A 20,449-nucleotide genomic window follows, 5' to 3' on the forward strand; every position below is an offset into this window, starting at 1 on the left:
ACTTTTTACTTGTGCCGCATAACACTGTCCATAATGGCAAACTCTGCCTTTTTACAACTTATAAGCTCGTCCTTCCCGCTTGCCGTGGTCAATAAAATGCTTAATTGGATTGACGCCCGAATGAAGTACATCCCTGTTTATCAACAAATAGGCTAGCACATCAAAATCAGCAGGAATGTCCGGATGAGATTTTTCTAAAGTATTCTGAGCGGCGATATACACCGCATCCATTATGGTCTGCTCTGTTTCGTCTTTAATGGTTTTCAGCTTTTCAAGCGACCAATCCAGGACTTGTTTTTCTACATTACCTTTTTGTTTAGGCTCAGTTGTTAGTTTTTGGCACGGGGTTTCTTTTATTGATTCTGTAGGCAAAACTGATACGACAGCTTGGCCATTGAAGAAAGTGTTGTTTACCCAATTGACTTCGGTATTGTAACGATCCAGCAATGAGTCGGCAGTCGTTTTATGGTATGAAACCGGTTCTCCCCGCGCGTTGGGATCGGCATAAATCAATAATTCAGACACTTCTTTTGAATAGGCCGCACCAAGGGCTTTATTAACAGTGATTAAAACCTCGCGCTCCTCGTTCGTTAAGCTGCGATTGACCTGCCGCTTCTGATCATCTGCATTAATTTCGAATGCAGCATCAGCGTCGATGCTATTAAAAAATCCCTTAATTAAATTTGCCCGTTCATTATCAAAATGAAGGACTTGTATACTCGATCTGGGTAATACACTCGCCATTATTTGCAGGGCCCTACCATGTTGCCATATTGCCTTTTCAGCCCACTCGTCGAACAATTCATATCCGCCATGACGCTTAATGATTTGATCATAAGCAGACAGAAAAAACGGAATCACATTGCGCACATAGAAAATCACCTTTAACTTCACGCCGAGCCTCAGTGACGATTCAAGGAGTCTTTTCCAATGATATCCACTAAACTCTGAAAAATACTCGCTTGTACAAATAGCATTATCGCATTGCCCGAAATAACTTGACACGACGCTGTCAATTTCATCGTCTGTAGTAGTTGCGGCCAACACTAACTCATACATTAACATCCCATTGGCACTGCCAATCTCATAATCATGTTCGATATGGAGTCTGTTCTCATAAGCAAAACCCAGACTCTCAAGCCGGGCCGCACTGATTTCAAAAAAATTCTGCAAAGCGCTTGAGCCCGTCTTTGGGCCGCCTGCATGAATAAATAAGGTTTTATCGGTCATTACAACATTCTCCCGCGGCTTGCTAATGCACGCCGGTAAGGTAAAAAATCAGCAGCGCTCCAGAGTATTCAGTCATATTTATTTTTACTACTCAGAGCTAGTTATAAGCAAACCGTACAGGTCCCGGCAAAGAAGCTGATTGAGAACCAAACTCTATGTGTGCGAAATTCATAAGCTAACTCTTGGCGGCCACGCGTAGGAAAAATGCTCATCATCTAATGTCAGGTTAGGGCTGTAAGCGGGGTCATCCAGTAGTATTTCTCCCCACCCATCCTGCATAAAACCCACCTCATTTCTAAAGCGGATGAGCTTCTCCGGCGTATCTTCATTTTTCCGGGACGCAGATTCGTGGTGATTCATCTCCGCATAGGGCGTCCAGACATTACGGTATCCGGCTTCGCGAACCCGCAAGCAAAAATCAATGTCGTTAAAGGCCACAGCCAACTGCTCGTCCAGTCCGCCAACCTCTTCAAAAACCTGGCGACGCACTAGAAGACAAGCGGCAGTTACAGCACTTAAGGATTGATGCAAAACAGCACGACCGAAATATCCGGGATTCCCGCGCCCGATTTTGTAATGGGCGTGGTTTGCTACTCCCCCTATGCCTAGAAGAACGCCCCCATGTTGCAAAGCTCCATCTGGATACCAAAGCCGCGCGCCTACACATCCAATGTCTGAATGTATAGCAAAAGAAACCATTTCCTCTAGCCAATCCGGCGTTAATATTTCAATATCGTTATTCATCAAACAAAGCAATTCGCCGCGAGCCGCCCGTGCTGCATGGTTATTCAGAGCGGAAAAGTTAAACGGGGATTCGTCCCGCAGAACTCTGAAACGATCGTTGGGCAGACGATCAAAAAATTGCCGCGTTGCATCCTCAACGCTGCCGTTGTCCATAATAATTACTTCATAGTTTGAGTACGTGGTGCGCTGAATCAGCGAATCTACACACATGCCCAGCAAATCAGCGCGGTCTCTTGTGGGAATAATAATGCTCACTAATGGCTGTGGCGATGGACAAATAAAGCGCACCCGGTTAAACATTGGGGCTTCTGGTGCCGGCATAACCTCCGCTGAAATGCCCCTGCGTTGCAGATGTTCTGCCACCGCCTTACGACTGGCATCGACAGCATAGTTTTTTTCACTTACTGCCAAAGCGGTGCTGCCGGCAATTGCTCGCCAATGATACAGGACATGCGGAATATGTATTATTTGGTTTGGCCCTAATCGTTCAATTACTCTCAACGCCAAATCATAGTCTTGCGACCCCTCATACCCGACACGAAATCCCCCGAGGCTACGGACAATGTCTGTTCGATAAATGCCAAGGTGGCTAATCATATTTTGCGCTAACAATAATTCGTAATTCAGAGCGCATTTAAAATAAGGATCATAACGCAGGTTCGATTCATCAATCTTATCCTCATCCGAATAGATTAAACCAACATCAGGATGCCGATTGATCGCTTTCACCGCCCGGTAAAGGGCATGCTCTGCCAGTAAGTCATCATGATCGAATAGCGCGACGAATTCACCCTGCGCAAGCTCTAATGCGGAATTACTGGAGCGTGAAATATGACCATTCTGCTTTCGGTAGACAACTTTGATTCGTCCATCTTGTTTGCGATGCTGTTCCAGCAGCTTCCGTACCGTGGGGTCGGTTGAAGCATCATCAGCAATACAAAGTTCCCAATTAGAGTAAAGCTGATTACGAACCGATCTAATCGCCTCTTCAAGAAAGGAAATTGGCGGGTTGTAGACAGGCATTATCACTGAAATAAGGGGCTGGGCTGTAAAGCCGGCAATTTTCGATTTGATTTTATTTCGATCAATATCTGTCAGGGTGTCATAGCGACGCACCCACTCGCTGTAATCATTCCGGTCAACCTCTGCTGAAGTCAAATCCGGTCTAATCGTTGAACTGGTAGGCGCGCCCCGGTTGCCGCCGACGAAAAGAATACGCCGCTTTACACCACTCCAGCCTTCTCGTGAAAAAACCCGCCCCGCTTTCGCGGCGCTTTCCTTTACCCCGCCTCCAAAGCGAATAATGCGTGGAAGTAAATTAACCAGGCTGACAATATTTCTTGTTTTTGAAGATGTGTAGCGTATCGGTAAGGTTATCTGCCAAGACGAGCTCGCGCGAATTTCTTCAATGGTTTTTAATGCACCTGCGTAGCTGACCGTCGTTTGATTGAGGCTATCGATCTCTTCATCTCGTTCAGCCACGGTCTGATTAAGCCGCGCAATTTGGCCCTCTCGCTCGGTCACGGCCTGGTTTATACTGGCGATCTGTCTATCACGTTCGGCTATTTCTTGTGTCAGCTTGCTGACCAGGGCAGCCAGGCGGTCAGTACTTCTAAGTTCCCGGTCCGCCAAAGCCTGGTTGAGATTAGCTATCTGTCCGTCTTTATTCTGCACGGCCTGGTTAAGGCTGGTGATCTGTCTGTCACGTTCGGCCATTTCTTGTGTCAGCTTGCTGACCATGGCCGCCAGGCGGTCAGTACTTCTAAGTCCCCGTTCGGCCAAAGCCTGGTTGAGAGTAGCCATCTGTCCGTCTTTATCCTGCACGGCCTGGCTGAGAGTAGTGATCTGCTCTTGACACTCAGTTACAGTCTGGTTGAGGCAGACAATCCGGTTGTCACGCTCGGCCACAGCCTGGTGAAAGCTGGGCATCTGCGCCTTGTACTCAGCCACGGCTTGATCCAGGCTGGTAATCTGACTATCGCGATCGGCCCCGGTCTGGTTAAGCCGGGTGATCTGACTATCACGCTCGGCCACGGCTTGATGGAGACTGCTGATCTGGCTATCACGTTCGGTCACAGTCTGGTTGAGGCTGGCAATCTGACCGTCCCGCTCGGTCATGGTCTGCTTGAGATTGGCGATCTGCGCCTGGCACTCAGCCATACCCTGATCGAGGCTGGCGATCTGGCTATCGCGCTCGGCCACGGTCTGGTTGAAGTTGGCGATCTGACTGTCTAGCCAGGCCACGGCCTGGTTGAGACTGGCGATCTGCGCCTGGCGATCAGCCACAACCTGGTTGAGATTGGCGGCGTGCTGCTTTAGCTCGTTTAACTCAAAACGTTCCAGTTGCCGCGAGCCCAGCGCGGCAAAATACTTGATCAACCGTTGCTTTTCAGGTGAGCCGGGTTGCAGCCATTCCAGCTTCTTGTCATCGGGCGCATTATTCAGTTGCAGCACGCCAAGCCCGTGCGAGTGCACAAACTCCAGGTTATTGGGGTAACTCGCCTGCAGCTCTTGCCAAAGCTTCCATACACCAAAGTTGCGCTCGCGGACATTGGTATCGTGAAACATAACCACAGCGCCAGGGGCCAATTTTGAAAGCCAAGTATCAAAATCATGACGCACCGCTTCATAGGTGTGCAAACCGTCAATGTGCAATAGCTCTATGGATTCATCGGCAAAATAGCTTACCGCGTCATCAAAAGTCATCCGCAACAAGCGAGAGAAGCCTGCATAGCGCTCCTGGTGATAGGCGTTAACTTTGCCGAAAATCTGCTCGTCATATTGACCCGCATGTTCATCGCCCTGCCAGGTATCGACGGCATAACATTTAGTTGAAAGGCCGGCCTCGACAACGGATTGACAGAATGAAAAATAGGAATTGCCGCTATGCGTGCCAAGCTCAACAAATATAGTTGGCGCGATTTCCTGAATCACCCACGCCGCAAAAGGCAAGTGGCCAACCCAGGCATTGGGCGATTGAAGCGATTCGGGGGTAAAGGATGCTGCTGTAATTAAACTGTTCTGGTTCATAACCTTGTTTATAAAGATTGTAGCTTTACTTCAAGCATTGGAATTCCTATCAGACCTGATGCGACGCTGCTCGATTCTGATTTAAACAAAACGGCATCGTGTATCCAATGCTGCTGCTCGTGTATTTCCTGGGTGCCGTTGGCTATGGCAATCGTGATGCTATATTCGCCAGAGGGAAGCAACGGCATATAGAAAACAAAGTCCGCTTGAAGCTCTTTACCTTCCTCACAAAGAACGGGCTGTTCTCGGTAAGTTAAGAACGTGTTGTCCCCAAACAAAGCTTGCCCGAGACGATCTTTGACATAAAAACCGATGATAGGGGAATCGAGGTCTTGATAGGTGTGGACAATCACCCGCAATGTGACTTTTTCTCCGCCCACAATCCAGGCCAGCGGATGTTCATTTTCATCCAGAAGACGAACATCGTGAATTTGCGCACCACCCTTGCCAAAGGATGCCGCGTCCGGGTCGAATTTAAATATCTGCAAATCATTGCGCAAATTACTGGTGTTAATGAACTCGAGCCGCTGATCTTTAAGTGGAAGTGAATCGTCTGTTTTTTTGAAGGCTTTAAGCCTGGTTGTGCTGCTCTTGCCTTGCTGCGCTTCGTAAAACGCCTCAAGGTAAAGTTCACACACCTGCTTGGGCGCGCCTTCCTGCAACACCTGCCCCTTCTCAAGCCACACGGCATGGTTGCACATGCTTTTAATGCTATCTGTGCTATGGCTTACAAACAGCACTGTTCCGGTTTTCATAAAAGTACGCAAAAAACGCATGCACTTTTGGGTAAAGAACGCATCGCCTACGGCCAGCGCCTCATCAATCACTAGTATATCCGCATCCACATGAGCGATAACGGCAAAAGCCAAGCGAACTGTCATTCCACTCGAATAGACTTTGGTAGGCTGGTCAATAAACTCGCCAATGTCGGCAAAAGCGGCGATGTCATTAAACCGGGCAGCAATTTGAGCATGGCTTAACCCCAGCACAGCGCCGTTCATGTACACGTTTTCCCTGCCGGTAAATTCGGGATTGAAGCCGGAGCCAAGTTCCAGCAGGGCGGCGATGCGGCCAGTGGTTTGCACGCTGCCGCTGGTGGGGTTAAGGGTGCCGCAGATCATTTGCAAAAGAGTGGATTTGCCCGAGCCGTTGCGCCCGATAATGCCGACGGTTTGGCCTTTTTTAACTTCAAACGAGACGTCTTTCAGCGCCCAGAATTCGCGGAAATATTGCCTGGGCTTTTGCAGGGACAAGCGCTGCAAACGGGGCGCGACAAACTGCTTGAGCCGGTCGCGCGGGTTGTCATAAATCTGATAGCACTTGCTGAGGTTGCTTACGCGGATGGCGATGTCTGTCATGGTTTGCCTGCTTTAAATATTTACCGTATCTGCCGCAGCGCGGCCAGGAATTCCGGTTCGAATTCCCTGGATGCCGGGCCAATATCAAGATTGCTTTTACACCGTTCAAGAAAACGCTCCGCTGTAAAAAAAAGCATGGGCTCAAGTTCATGCAAGGTATTGAAATGCTCTGCGAGGCTCGAGTATTCCGTTTCGTAATCATGAGCCGCAAGGTTGCGGGCGGCGCGGCATAATTGCCATGTAGCCACGGAATCAATAACCCCGATTTTTTCGTAAAATATCAGGACTTTTAGAAAAGTCTCGGCCTGCTCTCCTTGCAGCATGAGCGCGTGCCGCATGGCGGCGCCCAAGGTATCTTGCAGTTTTGCAAAGCGCTCATTGATCGCCGCTAAAGATTCAAACAGGGATTGATCTTTCTTTTTCTGGATAAACATGTCAGGCAACAGCGGCCATGCAATTTTCCTGTCGGAAGCATCGAGGAAAAATGCGCATCGCTGTATTGCTTCCAGCAGGGAAGCAAGGTGCTGTTGCTCCTCAGCTAAAATATCTTTGGTCATGTAGATTGGCAATCCTCCAGATTAATGGCTTTTGCCATGGCAATACGTTGAAACGCTGTTGTCTGTGCTCCTCGTTCTATCGCCACTACGTCGACAGGCAGAGAGAGTAAATTTTCCAGCTCCATTTTGATGTGCGCCCGCTCAAGCAGGGACAAGCGCTTTTCGTTTTCCACCAGGATATCGACGTCGCCGCCTTTGGCCGCATCATCCAGACGTGATCCAAAAAGAAAAACTCTCGCCTGTGCGCCTAATTGCCTGCGCACGGTCGCAGCGATAAGCCGGCTCTGCGCTGGAGTCAAGCGCATGGTTATTGTTCGGTCATCGGTTGCAAACTCGGCATAACTTGCTGCCTAAGGCGCCCCTGACGGGCGTGGAAATTAGAATGGCATTGGCTGAGGCTGTTTGCGCGGATGGCGATGTCGGTCATTGTGTTATTGCAATTTTGTTGCAGCATTACTGAGTTCGGCTAACGATAGCCGTTATTTCATCAATCTGTGAAGTGCAGGGCTAGTGTGTGCAAGGGTCAGGGTAACGTCCCGCACCGGTTCCTTAACGATTAGGTCAATCTGCAAACCAGCAGTTTTTTCCCTGCGAGGTTGCGGCACACGGAGTATAGGAGTTGCAATTTTCCCGAGTCTTACTAAATAAATCAACCTTATTCTCTCTTGCCGGCATTGTTTTAACCCTGTCAGGGTAGCAAAATTTACCGGATGTTTGGGATTTATTTAATTTGTCCAGGTGTTGTTTGCTGTTCAAAAGTTGCCTTGATCAGCAAGAATTTTCCCTCAGGCGCCGATTCTGCTAGGCAGTCGGGGTTCACGTCAGGCTCTCTTGCCTGACGCCCTTCGGGTCAATGCAAATCCGTTCCAGGCGTATTTGTGCCGGACTAACTCATCGGGAAGAAGGATGTGCGCAGCACGGAGCGAAGCCCGAACCGCAAGGAGGAAGTGAGCAATTAAGGTACAGGGATAAGGAACGCGAAAGCCATTTGCGGCTTTCGAATCCTGAAGGTCAAGGCGCCTGCAAAAAATGAAACTTCGCGGCTTTCCCTGGCGCGGATGGGGCGGTGCTCAGGCCCCATCCCCATCATTGGCTTCATCCCCAAGGGGATGTTTTCTTATTGCTTAGGCTTGATCCACAACCGTCACGCACAGGTGGGTCGGGCTGTTCTTGCTGTCGAGGATTGGTTTCAGGGTAAAGGAAGCCACTCCTTCAACCCCGGCATCGCCTAAATCTTTAACAGGCACTTTGTCAACCGAGATTTTATCGCCTTCGGTTTTCCATTTATAATTGACATCAAAGGCGGAATTTTTGCCGGAATTCTCCAAATCCACTTCGAAACTGGCGCCTTTGCAGGCATCGGTGGGCTTTTTCAGATCCAGCACATGAGTATGAAAACCAGTGGTCGGATGTTCAAAGGAACTGTCATCGATAGGCAGGTGGGTGACTAATACCAGCACATTATTGCCGCTGTCAGTCAAGGCCGCATAACCGAAAGCTCCTGATTTACCATCGAGAGGCACAGGTTTAAGCGTGGCGACTTCCAGTTTCAAGGTTTTAGCATCGCCTTTTCCTTCCAGTTCCACTTTTACATTTTTAAGAGACAGGTAGCCGCTGGTCTCGGCCAGGACAATGCCGCTTGCGAAAGCCAAACTGATTGCTGATGCCAGCACTGATGTCTTATTAATAATTTTCATCGCTAATCTCCGGAAAAATAATTGTTTCGAATCGCTACTGTATCATATTGTATCGAAAATTCAAACACGAATAGGTAGCATGAACAGGACTTTTGCGTTACCTCCTGAATAGTTATTATGGCGCATTTTATTATCCGCTAGTTTGGCCGGCGCCGGTAATGTCTGCTTTCAGTCATCTGGTCTGTTTTAAACGACAGGCTGAAAAAAATATTAAAAACCGGAACTGTTAACATAGGTAATGGCCGAATATTTCCTTTATCTTCCGGGTTGAACTTATACGCAAGAGGCCGTGCCGGGTGTGCCCGCTTGAGAGAAAATTAATATGGATCTTGCAAACCAGACTATGGTCAATGCCCTAAAACTGTATAATCCAGAATATGTCCGATTCAGATTTTCCGTTCTCTTATCATGTCCGGCGCAGTCAGCGCGCCCTCAGGATGCGTATTGTCGTGACGCAGGCTAAAGTTGAAGTCGTCGCCCCGACCCAGGTATCCGAGCAGAGGATTCATCAATTTGTGCAGTCAAAGCAGGAATGGATTGTCCTGACTTTAGCGAAAATAGCAGATAGCCGCCAGCACTATAAAAATTCTGCTCCGGCTTTTTATGGTCATGGCGCGGAAATTCCGTATCAGGGCGAAATGGTTAAGCTGATAGTCAGGCCGACAAGATTAAAGAGAATCAAAATAGAGTTTTCCCGCGAGTTTATTGCTTATATACCCGAAGCCTTACTGGCCGGGGAGTATAGCGATGAGCTTAAGGAAGCCCTGATAAAGTGGATGAAAAAGAATTCAAAGCTGCATGTGGAGCAACTGGTGCACCGGCATGCCGCGAAAAGACAGCTGTTTCCGCGAACCATCATTATGAAAACCCAGCGCAGCCGCTGGGGCAGCTGCGGGATTCATAATGATATTCATATCAACTGGCTGTTAATGCTCGCGCCTCTGGAAGTGATGGAATATGTAGTCGTTCATGAACTTTGCCATATCCAGATTAAAAATCACTCCAGTTATTTTTGGGCGCTGGTGGCTGAACATCTGCCCGACTATCAGCAGCAAAGACACTGGCTGAGAAAGCATGGCCACCGAATAATGATGGGGCTTTGATTTTATTGCTTCAACTTGCTTTCAGGACGAGGCATAACCATCGGTGTTTTTTTTCAGCCAGCGCTCGGCGTCGGATTTCAGCAGCTCTTTTTTCCAGAACGGCGCCGTCGATTTTAACGCTTCCATAATGTATCTGTTGGCGTCATAGGCATCGCCTCGATGCACTGCCCAGACCGCCACCAGCACAATGGGTTCATCAGGCAGAACAGTGCCGGTGCGATGCACGACCAGCGCATCAAGAATCTGCCACTGCTGCTGCGCTTGGGCAATGATTTTTTCAAGATGTTTCTCGGTCATGCCCGGATAGTGCTCCAGCATCATGCCCTTGACAGCATCGCCTTCATTAACATCGCGCATCATGCCTATAAAAATAGCCGTCGCGCCGGATTTGCCGGCCATTTTTTTTGCTGAATTCCGGTATTGTTGAACTTCCTGCCACGGCTCAAAACTATCTGCACAAATTTTTACAGCCATACTCAGCCGCCGGTGACAGGAGGGAAAAAAGCCACTTCATCGCCGTCCCTGACGGCGTTGTTTAATTGCGCATAGTCCATATTGACAGCGGCCAATATATGGTCTGGCAGCGGTTTTCCGGCATTAGCGCGCTCCCATACTTCCTTGACTGTAGCCGGGCCGGAAAACTCCAAATCGTCTTCCGCGCGGCCCAGGCTTTCTTTCAAACTGGCAAAATAACGTACTTTAATTGACATAGTCATTCACGCGGTTATAAAAACACGGGATAATAAGGCAAGTGATAGCGGCGGTTTATTCGCAGTATATTAATTTAAGACTAAAGCCGCATTCAGGCTGCCTTTTCTTTCTAATTGTACAGATAAATGACTGAATTGACGCATTTTAATCAAGCCGGCGAAGCTCATATGGTTGATGTCGGCGGGAAGGCGGTTAGCCAGCGCACCGCCATAGCCGAAGGCTACATAGAAATGCAGCCGGCAACGCTCAGGCTGACCATGGAAGGCGGTCACAAAAAAGGCGACGTGCTGGCCATAGCGAGAATAGCCGGCATTATGGCCGGCAAGAAAACCGCAGACCTGATACCGCTCTGTCATCCCTTGCCCCTGACGCATATAGAAATCAGCCTGAGCGCAGAACCAGAAAAAAGCCGCATACGCTGTCAGAGCACCGTCAAAACCAGCGGTCAAACCGGAGTCGAAATGGAAGCGCTGAACGCGACTCAAATCGCGTTGCTGACGATTTACGACATGTGCAAAGCCGCAGACCGGGGCATGGTTATTCAATCTGTACAAGTACTGGAAAAACAGGGCGGCAAATCCGGGCACTGGCAACGAAACCGGTCAGAAAAAAATATCCTGTAAGCGCTCTCAACCTGTTTGCACCTGTACTATTACGCTAATAAGCCAATGCCTGTAGCTGCAAGTTTTGATACACTACAGGTTATTTTTATAAAAATACCCGTCAATAATTTATATGCCGATTACCGTAAAAGAGCTTGCCGATATTTGCGGCGCCCGAATTCAGGGCGGCGATGCATCAGCCCCTCTTCATTCCGCTGCAGATATTACCTCTGCGCAAAATGGCCAGGTTACCCAGCTGACTAACAAGCGATATTCCACTTATATCAAGGATTCAGCTGCTACGGCCTGCTTTATTGCCGAAGATTTTGCTGTTGAGAATGTCCCTGAAAGCATGGCCTTGTTAATATGCCCAGATCCTGAAATCGGTTTTATCAAGGCCGTTGAATTACTGCATCCGGAAAGAACTTACAGCAGAACCATCGCGCCGCAGGCGGTTATTGAAGGTAATGTAACATTGGGCGCTGAACTCTACATTGGTCCTTATGCGGTAATCGGCGCAAATACAAGCATAGGCGCTGGCAGCGAAATACTTGCAGGCGTCTATATCGGCAAAAATGTAAAAATAGGGCAAAACTGCAGGATTTATCCCTACGCCGTTATCTATGATAATGTGATAGTCGGGAATCATGTCATTATTCACTCCGGCGCTGTTATCGGCGCGGATGGCTTCGGTTATAAGTTCAGGAGTAATCAGCACCTTAAAGTCCCTCAGGTCGGCAATGTCATTATCGAAGATAATGTTGAAATTGGCGCCAACACCTGCATTGACCGCGGCGCACTCGGGAGCACTACGATAGGGGCCGGCAGTAAAATAGATAATCTGGTGCAGATCGGCCACAATAATAAAGTCGGCAAGAATGTGATCATGTGCGGTCAGACCGGCGTGTCGGGTTCCTGCACTATTGAAGACTATGCCATTCTGGCCGGCAGCGTGGGCGTTGCCGATCATGTGACTATCGGACGCGGGGCCGTGGTCATGGCCCGCGCCGGCGTGGCCGGCAATATCGATGCCGGCGCGCAGGTTTTCGGAAGCCCTGCAAAAGACCGGAAAACCGCCTATAAAGAGCAGGTGGCCATCAGCAAACTGCCCGAACTGCTGAAAAAAGTAAAAAGGCTGGAAGAGAAAATCCGGGCGGTTGATGAAAACGAGGATGGCTGAAAATGCCGGCTTACGCTTTCCGCTAACATACTGCTAACTTCTGGCAGCCGCCCATTCATGAAACAACGATATTTTCCGGCAATATGATAAAATTTTGCCCGTTTGATTTTGAAATCAAGTCCGGACTGGAAGACCTTATAATTAATTTTACCTATACCTTATAAACTCATGAACAAACCCAAAAAAGTCGCAATTCTCACAGCGGGCGGTTTGGCCCCTTGCCTCAGCTCGGCCATCGGCAGTCTTATCGAGCGCTACACGGAAATTGATCCTGCCATTGAAATCATCTGCTACCGCAGCGGTTATAAAGGTTTGCTGCTCGGCGATTCTTATAACGTGACTCCCAAAGTCCGCGAAAAAGCCGCATTGCTGCACCGCTTCGGCGGTTCGCCTATCGGCAACAGCAGAGTCAAGCTTACCAACGTTAAGGACTGCATAAAGCGCGGCCTCGTTCAGGAAGGGCAGGACCCGCAAAAAGTCGCTGCCGATCAGCTGATCAAGGACGGCGTGGATATTCTCCATACTATTGGCGGGGACGATACCAATACCGCCGCCGCCGATCTCGCCGCTTTCCTGGCTACCAATAACTACGGCCTTACCGTCATCGGCTTGCCCAAAACGGTTGACAATGATGTTTTCCCGATCAAGCAGTCGCTGGGCGCCTGGACGGCGGCCGAGCAGGGCGCGCTCTACTTTAAAAACGTCGTCGCCGAAAACAACTCCAACCCGCGCATGCTTATTATCCACGAAGTCATGGGGCGCAGCTGCGGCTGGCTGACTGCCGCAACCGCTGTGGAATACCGGAAGCTGCTGGATCGCGCCGAATGGCTGCCCGAAATCGGCCTGGATCGCTTAGCTTTTGAAGTGCATGGCGTATTTATTCCGGAAATGTCGATTGATCTGGCTGCCGAAGCCAGGCGTCTGAGAGCGGTAATGGATAAGGTAGACTGCGTGAATATTTTCGTCTCGGAAGGCGCCGGCGTTGAGGCTATCGTGGCTGAAATGCAGGCTAAAGGACAGGAAGTGCCGCGCGATGCCTTCGGTCATGTCAAGCTCGATGCCGTCAATCCGGGTAAATGGTTCGGCGAGCAGTTCGCCGGGATGATAGGCGCTGAAAAAACCCTGGTTCAGAAATCAGGCTATTTCGCCAGGGCTTCGGCCGCCAATATCGAAGATATCCGTCTTATTAAATCCTGCGCCGATCTTGCTGTGGAATGCGCAATGCGCCGGGAATCCGGTCTTATAGGTCATGATGAAGACCGCGGCGGCGTGCTGCGCGCGATCGAGTTTCCTCGCATTAAAGGCGGCAAGCCTTTTGATTTTGATGCGCCCTGGTTTACTCAAACGCTGGCCGAAATTGGCCAGGCTAAAGGCGGCCGGGTCGAAGCGAGCCATTAAATCCTTGGGCAAACGCTTAAGCCGTTTGCCCAAAATCCGAGTTTTATAGGGCCAGATGAAGCTGTTAACATTAAAAAAACAGTAGATGTTCACATCAGGATCATCAGATTGGCCTGGAAAAGCCTGAATTTCAGGTGCTTTCCTGTCAGAGCAGCTTGATATCGGGTAAATGCTCGGCGCAGGTGTCGCGGATAATTTTTACAAAATCCTGCACATAGGGCCGGGATATGCAGTCTTTGGAGCCGATGGCGAAAAGGTCGGACCACAAGCCTTTTTTGCCGATGCGCCTGGCAATCACATAGTCGTGATCGACATAGCTTTTAATGCCCCAGCTGGGCAGGGCGGCGATGCCGCGCCGGCTGGCGACCAGTTGCATGATAGCCACGGTAAGCTCCGCCGTTCTTCTTTCAAATGCGATGCCGGCCGGTTTCAGCACTTTTGCGATCAGATCAATACGGGCTTCCGGTACTGGATAAGTCAGCAGCGTCGCCTCTGAAAAATCCCGGGCTTGGAGATAGCGGCGATTGCTCAGCGAATGCTCCGGTGGCAGCACCGCCATAATCTCAAAGCGGAACAGCGGCCGGCTGGCAAGCTCCCGAATTGCCGCGGGCGGGCTGCCGATGACCAGATCGGCCTTGCCTGCATCAATCAGGCTCCACGGATCGCTGTGAAAGCCCGCCACCAGATCCAGTTCCACCTCCGGCCAAGCGCGCCGAAACACATCCATGACCGGCGTTAGCCAGTCAAAGCAGGTGTGGCATTCAAGGACGATTCTTAATTCCCCGGATTGATCGCTTTTCAAGCGGATTAAGTCCCGCTCGGTTTTTTCAACAGCAGGCAGCAGCTCATTGGCTAAATCCAGGAAACATTGGCCAGCCGGGGTAAAGCGCAAACCTTGCGCCGTCCGCTGGAACAAGGTGATGCCGTAATGCGTCTCCAGCGCGCGTATTTGATGCGAAAGCGCAGACTGCGTAAGGAACACGCGTTCAGCCGCAAGGCCTAGTTTATTCGTTTCGGCAATAGCCCTGATGGAGCGCAGATGTCGCAATTCAAGCATGAGTATTAAATTTGATATGAATTTGATTCAAACTTATCATAAAAACATTCGCTTTATTAAATATTTTGCTTATCCCAAAATGCAGGCTTTCTTTTAAAGGAGTTGATCATGGCACGCACACATATCCTGGGTTACCCGCGCATGGGCGCCAAACGCGAACTTAAATTTTCCCTGGAAGCATTCTGGAAAGGCGAACTTTCGGCTGAAAGCTTGCAGACGACAGGTCAGACGCTGCGGGCCGGCCACTGGAAAAAACAGCAAAATGCCGGTTTGAGTTTTGTCACGGCCGGCGATTTTTCATTCTATGATCATGTGCTGGATCACAGCGTTTTATTTGGCGCCGCGCCCGGGCGGTTTGGATTGCAGGGCCGCCCGCTCAATGAAAATGATTATTTTTCTCTGGCCCGCGGCAATGCTGCCCAGCCGGCCATGGAAATGACCAAATGGTTTGATACGAACTACCATTTTATTGTGCCGGAGCTGGATGCCGATACGGTATTTTCACTGACTCCGCAAGATTACCTGAAGCAGCTGGATGAAGCCCTGGCAGCGGGCTTTGAAGTAAAACCCGTGCTGCTGGGCCCGGTGAGTTATCTCTATCTGGGCAAATCAAAAAATGCCGATAAACTGGATTTTCTCGATGCCCTGGCCGGGCAATACGCTGTTCTGCTGAATGAACTGCAGCGGCGCAAAATTACCTGGCTGCAAATTGATGAGCCGATTCTGGCGCTGGATCTCGACGAGAGCTGGCTGAACGCTTTTGACCAGGCCTACAGCCGCTTTAAAACGGAGCGCCCAAAACTGCTGTTGACGACATATTTTGACTCTGTTGCCCGTTACCAGGACCGCATTGCCGCATTGCCAGTGGACGGCATTCATCTTGATTTGGTGCGCGCCCCTGAGCAGCTTGAAACCTGGCTTGCTACGCTGCCTGAAGAATGGGTATTGTCAGCGGGCGTAATCGACGGGCGCAATATCTGGCGCAATGATCTGGATAAAAGCCTGGCGCTGCTTGCGCCGCTTGCTGAAAAGCTGGGCGAGCGCTTATGGATTGCGCCCAGCTGCTCATTGCTGCATACGCCGGTGACGCTCGCGCATGAAACCCTGCTGGACAGCGATATGAAATCGTGGCTGGCCTTTGCCGATGAAAAGCTTGAGGAATTACGGATTCTGGCGAAAGCGCTTGATCACGGCGCGCAATCGGTGGCCGATGAGCTGGCTGTCTCGCGCGCGGCAATCAATTCCCGCGCCGGTTCAGGCAGGGTGCATTCACAGACTGTTAAAGCACGGCTGGCCGCACTCGATCAAATCAATGAGAATCGCGCCGCCGTTTTTCCGGAGCGCCAGGCCCATCACCATGCCCGGTTAAATTTACCGCTGCTGCCGACGAGCACTATCGGCTCCTTTCCGCAAACGGCAGAAATTCGCGCCAGCCGCGCGGCTTTTAAAAAAGGCGACATCAGCCCGGAGCAATACGACGCCGATATGAAGCAGCATATACAATACGCCATCCGGCAGCAGGAACAGCTGGGACTGGACGTATTGGTGCATGGCGAGGCTGAACGCAATGACATGGTGGAATATTTCGGCGAGCAGCTGGCAGGCTATGTTTTTACTCAAAACGGCTGGGTGCAAAGCTACGGTTCGCGCTGCGTCAAGCCGCCGGTAATTTACGGCGATGTCTATCGGCCATCGCCGATGACTGTAGACATCATTCGCTATGCGCAATCACTTACCGGCAAGCCGGTAAAAGGCATGTTGACCGGGCCTGTAACCATGCTGCAATGGTCTTTCGTGCGCGATGATCAGCCTCGCGAAACGACCGCGCTGCAGCTGGCGCTGGCGATTCGTGATGAAGTGGATGATCTGCAAAAAGCGGGCATTGCCGTTATTCAGATTGATGAACCGGCTTTCCGCGAAGGCCTGCCTTTGCAGCGCGCGAATTGGGCGCATTATTTGGCCTGGGCCGTGCGCGCATTCAAGCTCGCATCCAGCATAGCCGGAAATAGCACGCAAATTCATACGCATATGTGCTATTCGGAATTCAATGACATCCTGCAGGCGATTGCGAAGATGGATGCCGATGTTATCACCATTGAAACTTCACGATCACGGATGGAGCTGCTGGATGGCTTCGGCAAGTTTTCCTATCCAAATGAAATCGGGCCCGGCATTTACGATATTCATTCGCCGCGCATTCCATCGGTGGCGGAAATGGAGCAATTAATGAGGCGCGCCATGGCAGTCATTCCGGTGGAGCGGCTATGGATTAATCCCGATTGCGGCCTTAAGACGCGAGGCTGGCCGGAAACCAGAGCGGCCTTGCAGAACATGGTCGATACAGCCAGAAATCTGCGCAGCATTGCGTCCTCGGAAAAGATTAAGAATCATATATATAGTGCTTAATTTAAAAAATTATATCAATATATAGTATTTTTATATTGACAGCCCCCCGTTAGTTTAAGTTATATTTAACCCCGTACGGTTCTCGATTTTAATTTTAAAGTCGGGATAAAAGGGAATCCGGTGCCAGGTTTAAGCCCAAGCTGCCTGAAAGCCGGAGCTGCCCCCGCAACTGTAACCGGATAGCACATTGCCGCGTGCGCCACTGGGCAGGAAGTCATTCCAAAGCCCGGGAAGGCCGGCAACAAGCGATGACCCGGGAGCCAGGAGACCTGCCGTAGACTTTTTCATTACGTTTGAGGCGGGGTGTCCTCGGCAGATGGAAAGACTCGCTTGCGTTTATGCAGGCAGCGACTTTTCCGCCTGCTGTTTTTAAAGACCGGCGCGGCAATTTTGGAGCTTTGATTTATCTAAAAACTGCCGCGGCTTTCTTAAAACCATTCCCGCTCCTGATAATAAGGAGCTAACCATGCACGATACTGTTATTACCGCGCCATCAGGCGCATTGCCAGGTTCCAGTCAAACTTCAGCCGCTTTACCCGCCTTGCAGGTGATCCGGCGCAATGGCGCGGCCGTCGCCTTTAATCCTGAAAAAATAGCCATCGCCATGAGCAAGGCGTTTTTGGCCGTAGAGCACGGCCAAACGGCTTTATCGAGCCGGGTGCGCGAACAAGTGACTGTGCTTACGCAAGCTGTCGTGAGCGCCTTGATTCGCCGTCTTCCTGCCGGCGGCTCGGTGCATATTGAAGATATTCAGGATCAGGTTGAACTCGCCCTGATGCGCTCCGGCGCTCACGATGTAGCCAAGGCTTACGTGCTGTACCGGGAAAAACGTACTGCCGAACGTGCCGGCCAGGCACATGACACGCCGCAATTGCATATTACGATTGATGACAACAGGCAGCCGCTGGATATTGCCAGGTTGACTGAAATGGCGGCGGAAGCCTGCCTGGACTTAGGCGCTGAAGTCAGTCCCAAGACCGTGGTAGAGCAGGCTGTGCGCGACCTGTACGACGGCATTTCATTTAACGAGGTGCGCCGCGCGCTGATTCTTTCCGCCCGCAGCCTGATTGAACGCGAACCGGCCTATAACTATGTAACTGCGCGTTTGCTGCTCGATTTAATGCGCGCCGAAGTACTGGCTGAAAACATCAGCCACGGCGCCATGCACACGCGTTACGCCGAGTATTTTCCGCATTATATCAAGCTGGGCGTGGAGGCAGGCCTGCTGGATCAGCGCTTGGCACAGTTTGATCTGCATAAGCTGGGCGCGGCGATTGCGGCGGAGCGGGATTTCAAGTTCGGCTATCTGGGCCTGCAAACCCTTTATGACCGCTATTTTCTGCATATCGAGGAGCAGCGTATCGAGTTGCCGCAAATCTTTTTTATGCGCGTGGCGATGGGCCTTGCGATTAACGAGATTGACCGTGAAGAGCGCGCTATCGAGTTTTATAACGTGTTGTCGAGCTTTGATTTCATGAGTTCCACGCCGACCCTGTTTAACAGCGGCACAGTGCATGCGCAGCTGTCATCCTGTTATCTCACGACGGTCAGCGACGACCTCGACGGCATCTATCAGGCCATCAAGGAAAACGCCTTATTGCAGAAATACGCGGGTGGCATCGGCAATGACTGGACGCCGGTGCGCGCCCTGGGTTCGCGCATTAAAGGCACCAACGGCAAAAGCCAGGGCGTGATTCCGTTTTTAAAAGTGGTCAACGATACCGCCGTGGCGGTTAACCAGGGCGGCAAGCGCAAGGGCGCGGTCTGCGGCTATCTGGAAACCTGGCATCTGGACATTGAAGAATTTCTGGATTTGCGTAAAAACACCGGCGACGACCGACGCCGCACGCATGACATGAACACCGCGCACTGGATTCCCGATCTGTTCATGCAGCGTGTTATTGACAATGCCGAATGGACATTATTTTCGCCGTCGGACGTGCCGGATTTGCACGAAAAATTCGGCAAGGCCTTCGCCGCGGCTTACTGTCAATACGAGCGCCGTGCAGATTTCGGCGAGATCAAACAGTTCAAGCGCGTCTCGGCCTTGCAGCTGTGGCGCAAAATGCTGACCATGCTGTTTGAAACCGGCCATCCCTGGATTACGTTTAAAGATGCCTGCAATATTCGCTCGCCGCAGCAGCATGCCGGAATCGTGCACAGTTCCAATTTGTGCACCGAGATAACCCTGAATACTTCTGCGACTGAAATAGCCGTGTGTAATCTGGGTTCGGTGAATCTGACGGCGCATTTAATGGAAGAAAACGGCAAACTGGCGCTGGACCAGGCCAAGCTTAAAGCCACGATCACGACAGCGATGCGCATGCTGGACAATGTCATCGATGTCAATTTTTATGCCGTGGGCAGCGCACGCAACTCCAATCTTCGCCATCGTCCTGTAGGTCTCGGTATCATGGGTTTTCAGGATTGTCTGCATGCCCTGCGCATCCCTTATGCCTCAATGGATGCGGTAGAATTCGCTGATAGCGCCATGGAAACCGTGTGTTATCACGCCTATTCGGCTTCAAGCCGGTTGGCAGAGGAGCGCGGCGCGTATTCCAGCTTTAAAGGCAGTTTGTGGGATCAGGGTGTGTTGCCGCCGGATACGCTGAACTTATTGAGCGAAGCGCGCGGCGGCCAGGTTGAAGTTGACCGCAGCAGCACCCTGGATTGGGATGCCTTAAGAACCCGCATTCAGCAACACGGAATGCGTAACTCCAACTGTGTCGCAATTGCGCCTACGGCCACTATTGCCAATATCATCGGCGTTTCCGCCAGTATTGAGCCGGATTATCAAAACCTGTATGTAAAATCCAATTTATCCGGTGAATTTACCGTGGTCAATGAGACGCTGGTCGATGACCTTAAAGCGCTGGATTTATGGGATGAAGTGATGGCGGCCGATATTAAATACTACGACGGCTCGCTGGCTCGTATTGACCGCATTCCTGCCGAACTGAAAGCGCTCTACGCCACGGCCTTTGAGATTGACCCAAGCTGGCTGGTGGAAGCCGCAGCCCGAAGGCAAAAATGGATAGACCAAGCGCAATCGCTGAATCTTTACTTTGCGGTTCCGTCCGGTAAAAAGCTGCACGACACCTACTTGCTGGCATGGCAACGCGGCCTGAAAACCAGCTATTACCTGCGCTCGCTGGCTGCAACGTCGGCGGAAAAATCCACAGGAGCTGGCGGTGAGCTTAATTCGGTTTTATCGGCTATGCCGGAGCCCAAGCAGTGTTTGATCGATGACCCGGGCTGCGAAGCCTGTCAGTAATTTAGCTGCTTAGGGGGCGACGGAGAAAGCTGGTAGACTGGGCAGGTTTTTGCCCGCCTTGGCATCTTCGTGTTCTTCGTGGCAAATAGTTAAAATTAATTT

Annotated in this window: 15 protein-coding genes and 1 riboswitch; of the genes, 6 read left to right on the forward strand and 9 right to left on the reverse strand. The window is 50.7% G+C overall.

Annotated elements, in window-relative coordinates:
- Positions 1-51: 51 nt before the first annotated feature.
- From HUX64_RS09940 to HUX64_RS09965, 6 genes are all read right to left on the reverse strand, one after another.
- Positions 52-1,173 (reverse strand): hypothetical protein, encoded by a 1,122-nt coding sequence (locus tag HUX64_RS09940; protein ID WP_174626080.1) that lies wholly within the window; start codon positions 1,171-1,173, stop codon positions 52-54.
- Between the two features lie 225 nt (positions 1,174-1,398).
- Complete coding sequence (locus HUX64_RS09945; RefSeq protein ID WP_174626081.1) at positions 1,399-5,004, reverse strand: glycosyltransferase; 3,606 nt, start codon at positions 5,002-5,004, stop codon at positions 1,399-1,401.
- 8 nt (positions 5,005-5,012) lie between these two features.
- Positions 5,013-6,362: an ABC transporter ATP-binding protein gene (locus tag HUX64_RS09950; protein ID WP_174626082.1), complete on the reverse strand. Its 1,350-nt coding sequence runs from the start codon at positions 6,360-6,362 to the stop codon at positions 5,013-5,015.
- Between the two features lie 20 nt (positions 6,363-6,382).
- The gene (locus HUX64_RS09955; RefSeq protein WP_174626083.1) at positions 6,383-6,919 is read right to left on the reverse strand and encodes a hypothetical protein; all 537 of its coding nucleotides are present in this window, start codon (positions 6,917-6,919) and stop codon (positions 6,383-6,385) included.
- A complete protein-coding gene (locus tag HUX64_RS09960) occupies positions 6,916-7,224 on the reverse strand; it encodes a nucleotidyltransferase family protein (protein WP_174626084.1) in 309 nt (102 codons plus the stop codon). The genes HUX64_RS09955 and HUX64_RS09960 overlap by 4 nt, the downstream gene beginning before the upstream one ends.
- Before the next feature lie 819 nt (positions 7,225-8,043).
- Positions 8,044-8,616, reverse strand: coding sequence for a hypothetical protein (locus HUX64_RS09965; RefSeq protein ID WP_174626085.1), 573 nt, complete (start codon positions 8,614-8,616; stop codon positions 8,044-8,046).
- A 377-nt stretch (positions 8,617-8,993) separates the two neighbouring features.
- Between HUX64_RS09965 and HUX64_RS09970 the strand changes: the two genes are divergently transcribed.
- A complete protein-coding gene (locus HUX64_RS09970; protein WP_174626086.1) occupies positions 8,994-9,719 on the forward strand; it encodes a M48 family metallopeptidase in 726 nt (241 codons plus the stop codon).
- A gap of 21 nt (positions 9,720-9,740) precedes the next feature.
- Here the strand turns inward: HUX64_RS09970 and HUX64_RS09975 are convergent, their stop codons facing one another.
- Positions 9,741-10,193: a molybdenum cofactor biosynthesis protein MoaE gene (locus HUX64_RS09975; RefSeq protein ID WP_174626087.1), complete on the reverse strand. Its 453-nt coding sequence runs from the start codon at positions 10,191-10,193 to the stop codon at positions 9,741-9,743.
- A 2-nt stretch (positions 10,194-10,195) separates the two neighbouring features.
- Positions 10,196-10,429 (reverse strand): MoaD/ThiS family protein, encoded by a 234-nt coding sequence (locus HUX64_RS09980; RefSeq protein ID WP_174626088.1) that lies wholly within the window; start codon positions 10,427-10,429, stop codon positions 10,196-10,198.
- A gap of 126 nt (positions 10,430-10,555) precedes the next feature.
- On the opposite strand from HUX64_RS09980, the gene moaC reads away from it, so the two are divergent.
- The 3 genes from moaC to HUX64_RS09995 all read left to right on the forward strand — a co-directional run bounded on the left by moaC (position 10,556) and on the right by HUX64_RS09995 (position 13,610).
- Positions 10,556-11,053 (forward strand): cyclic pyranopterin monophosphate synthase MoaC, encoded by a 498-nt coding sequence (gene moaC, locus HUX64_RS09985; RefSeq protein ID WP_174626089.1) that lies wholly within the window; start codon positions 10,556-10,558, stop codon positions 11,051-11,053.
- Between the two features lie 112 nt (positions 11,054-11,165).
- The gene (gene lpxD, locus HUX64_RS09990; RefSeq protein ID WP_174626090.1) at positions 11,166-12,212 is read left to right on the forward strand and encodes a UDP-3-O-(3-hydroxymyristoyl)glucosamine N-acyltransferase; all 1,047 of its coding nucleotides are present in this window, start codon (positions 11,166-11,168) and stop codon (positions 12,210-12,212) included.
- Between the two features lie 168 nt (positions 12,213-12,380).
- On the forward strand, positions 12,381-13,610 hold the full coding sequence (locus HUX64_RS09995) for a pyrophosphate--fructose-6-phosphate 1-phosphotransferase (protein WP_174626091.1): 1,230 nt from the start codon (positions 12,381-12,383) through the stop codon (positions 13,608-13,610).
- A 145-nt stretch (positions 13,611-13,755) separates the two neighbouring features.
- Here HUX64_RS09995 and HUX64_RS10000 read toward each other — a convergent pair whose 3' ends face one another.
- Positions 13,756-14,667 carry a LysR family transcriptional regulator gene (locus HUX64_RS10000; RefSeq protein ID WP_174626092.1) on the reverse strand — a complete coding sequence of 304 codons (912 nt, stop codon included), beginning with the start codon at positions 14,665-14,667 and terminating at the stop codon, positions 13,756-13,758.
- 108 nt (positions 14,668-14,775) lie between these two features.
- On the opposite strand from HUX64_RS10000, the gene metE reads away from it, so the two are divergent.
- A complete protein-coding gene (gene metE, locus HUX64_RS10005) occupies positions 14,776-17,073 on the forward strand; it encodes a 5-methyltetrahydropteroyltriglutamate--homocysteine S-methyltransferase (protein WP_174626093.1) in 2,298 nt (765 codons plus the stop codon).
- Positions 17,074-17,132: 59 nt separating this feature from the next.
- Positions 17,133-17,364: riboswitch (cobalamin riboswitch) on the forward strand.
- 175 nt (positions 17,365-17,539) lie between these two features.
- Positions 17,540-20,347, forward strand: a complete 2,808-nt coding sequence (locus HUX64_RS10010; RefSeq protein WP_174626094.1) for a ribonucleoside-diphosphate reductase subunit alpha — start codon at positions 17,540-17,542, stop codon at positions 20,345-20,347.
- Positions 20,348-20,449: the final 102 nt, after the last annotated feature.

It is taken from the genome of Candidatus Methylobacter favarea (assembly GCF_902806695.1).
Classification (GTDB): domain Bacteria; phylum Pseudomonadota; class Gammaproteobacteria; order Methylococcales; family Methylomonadaceae; genus Methylobacter_B; species Methylobacter_B favarea.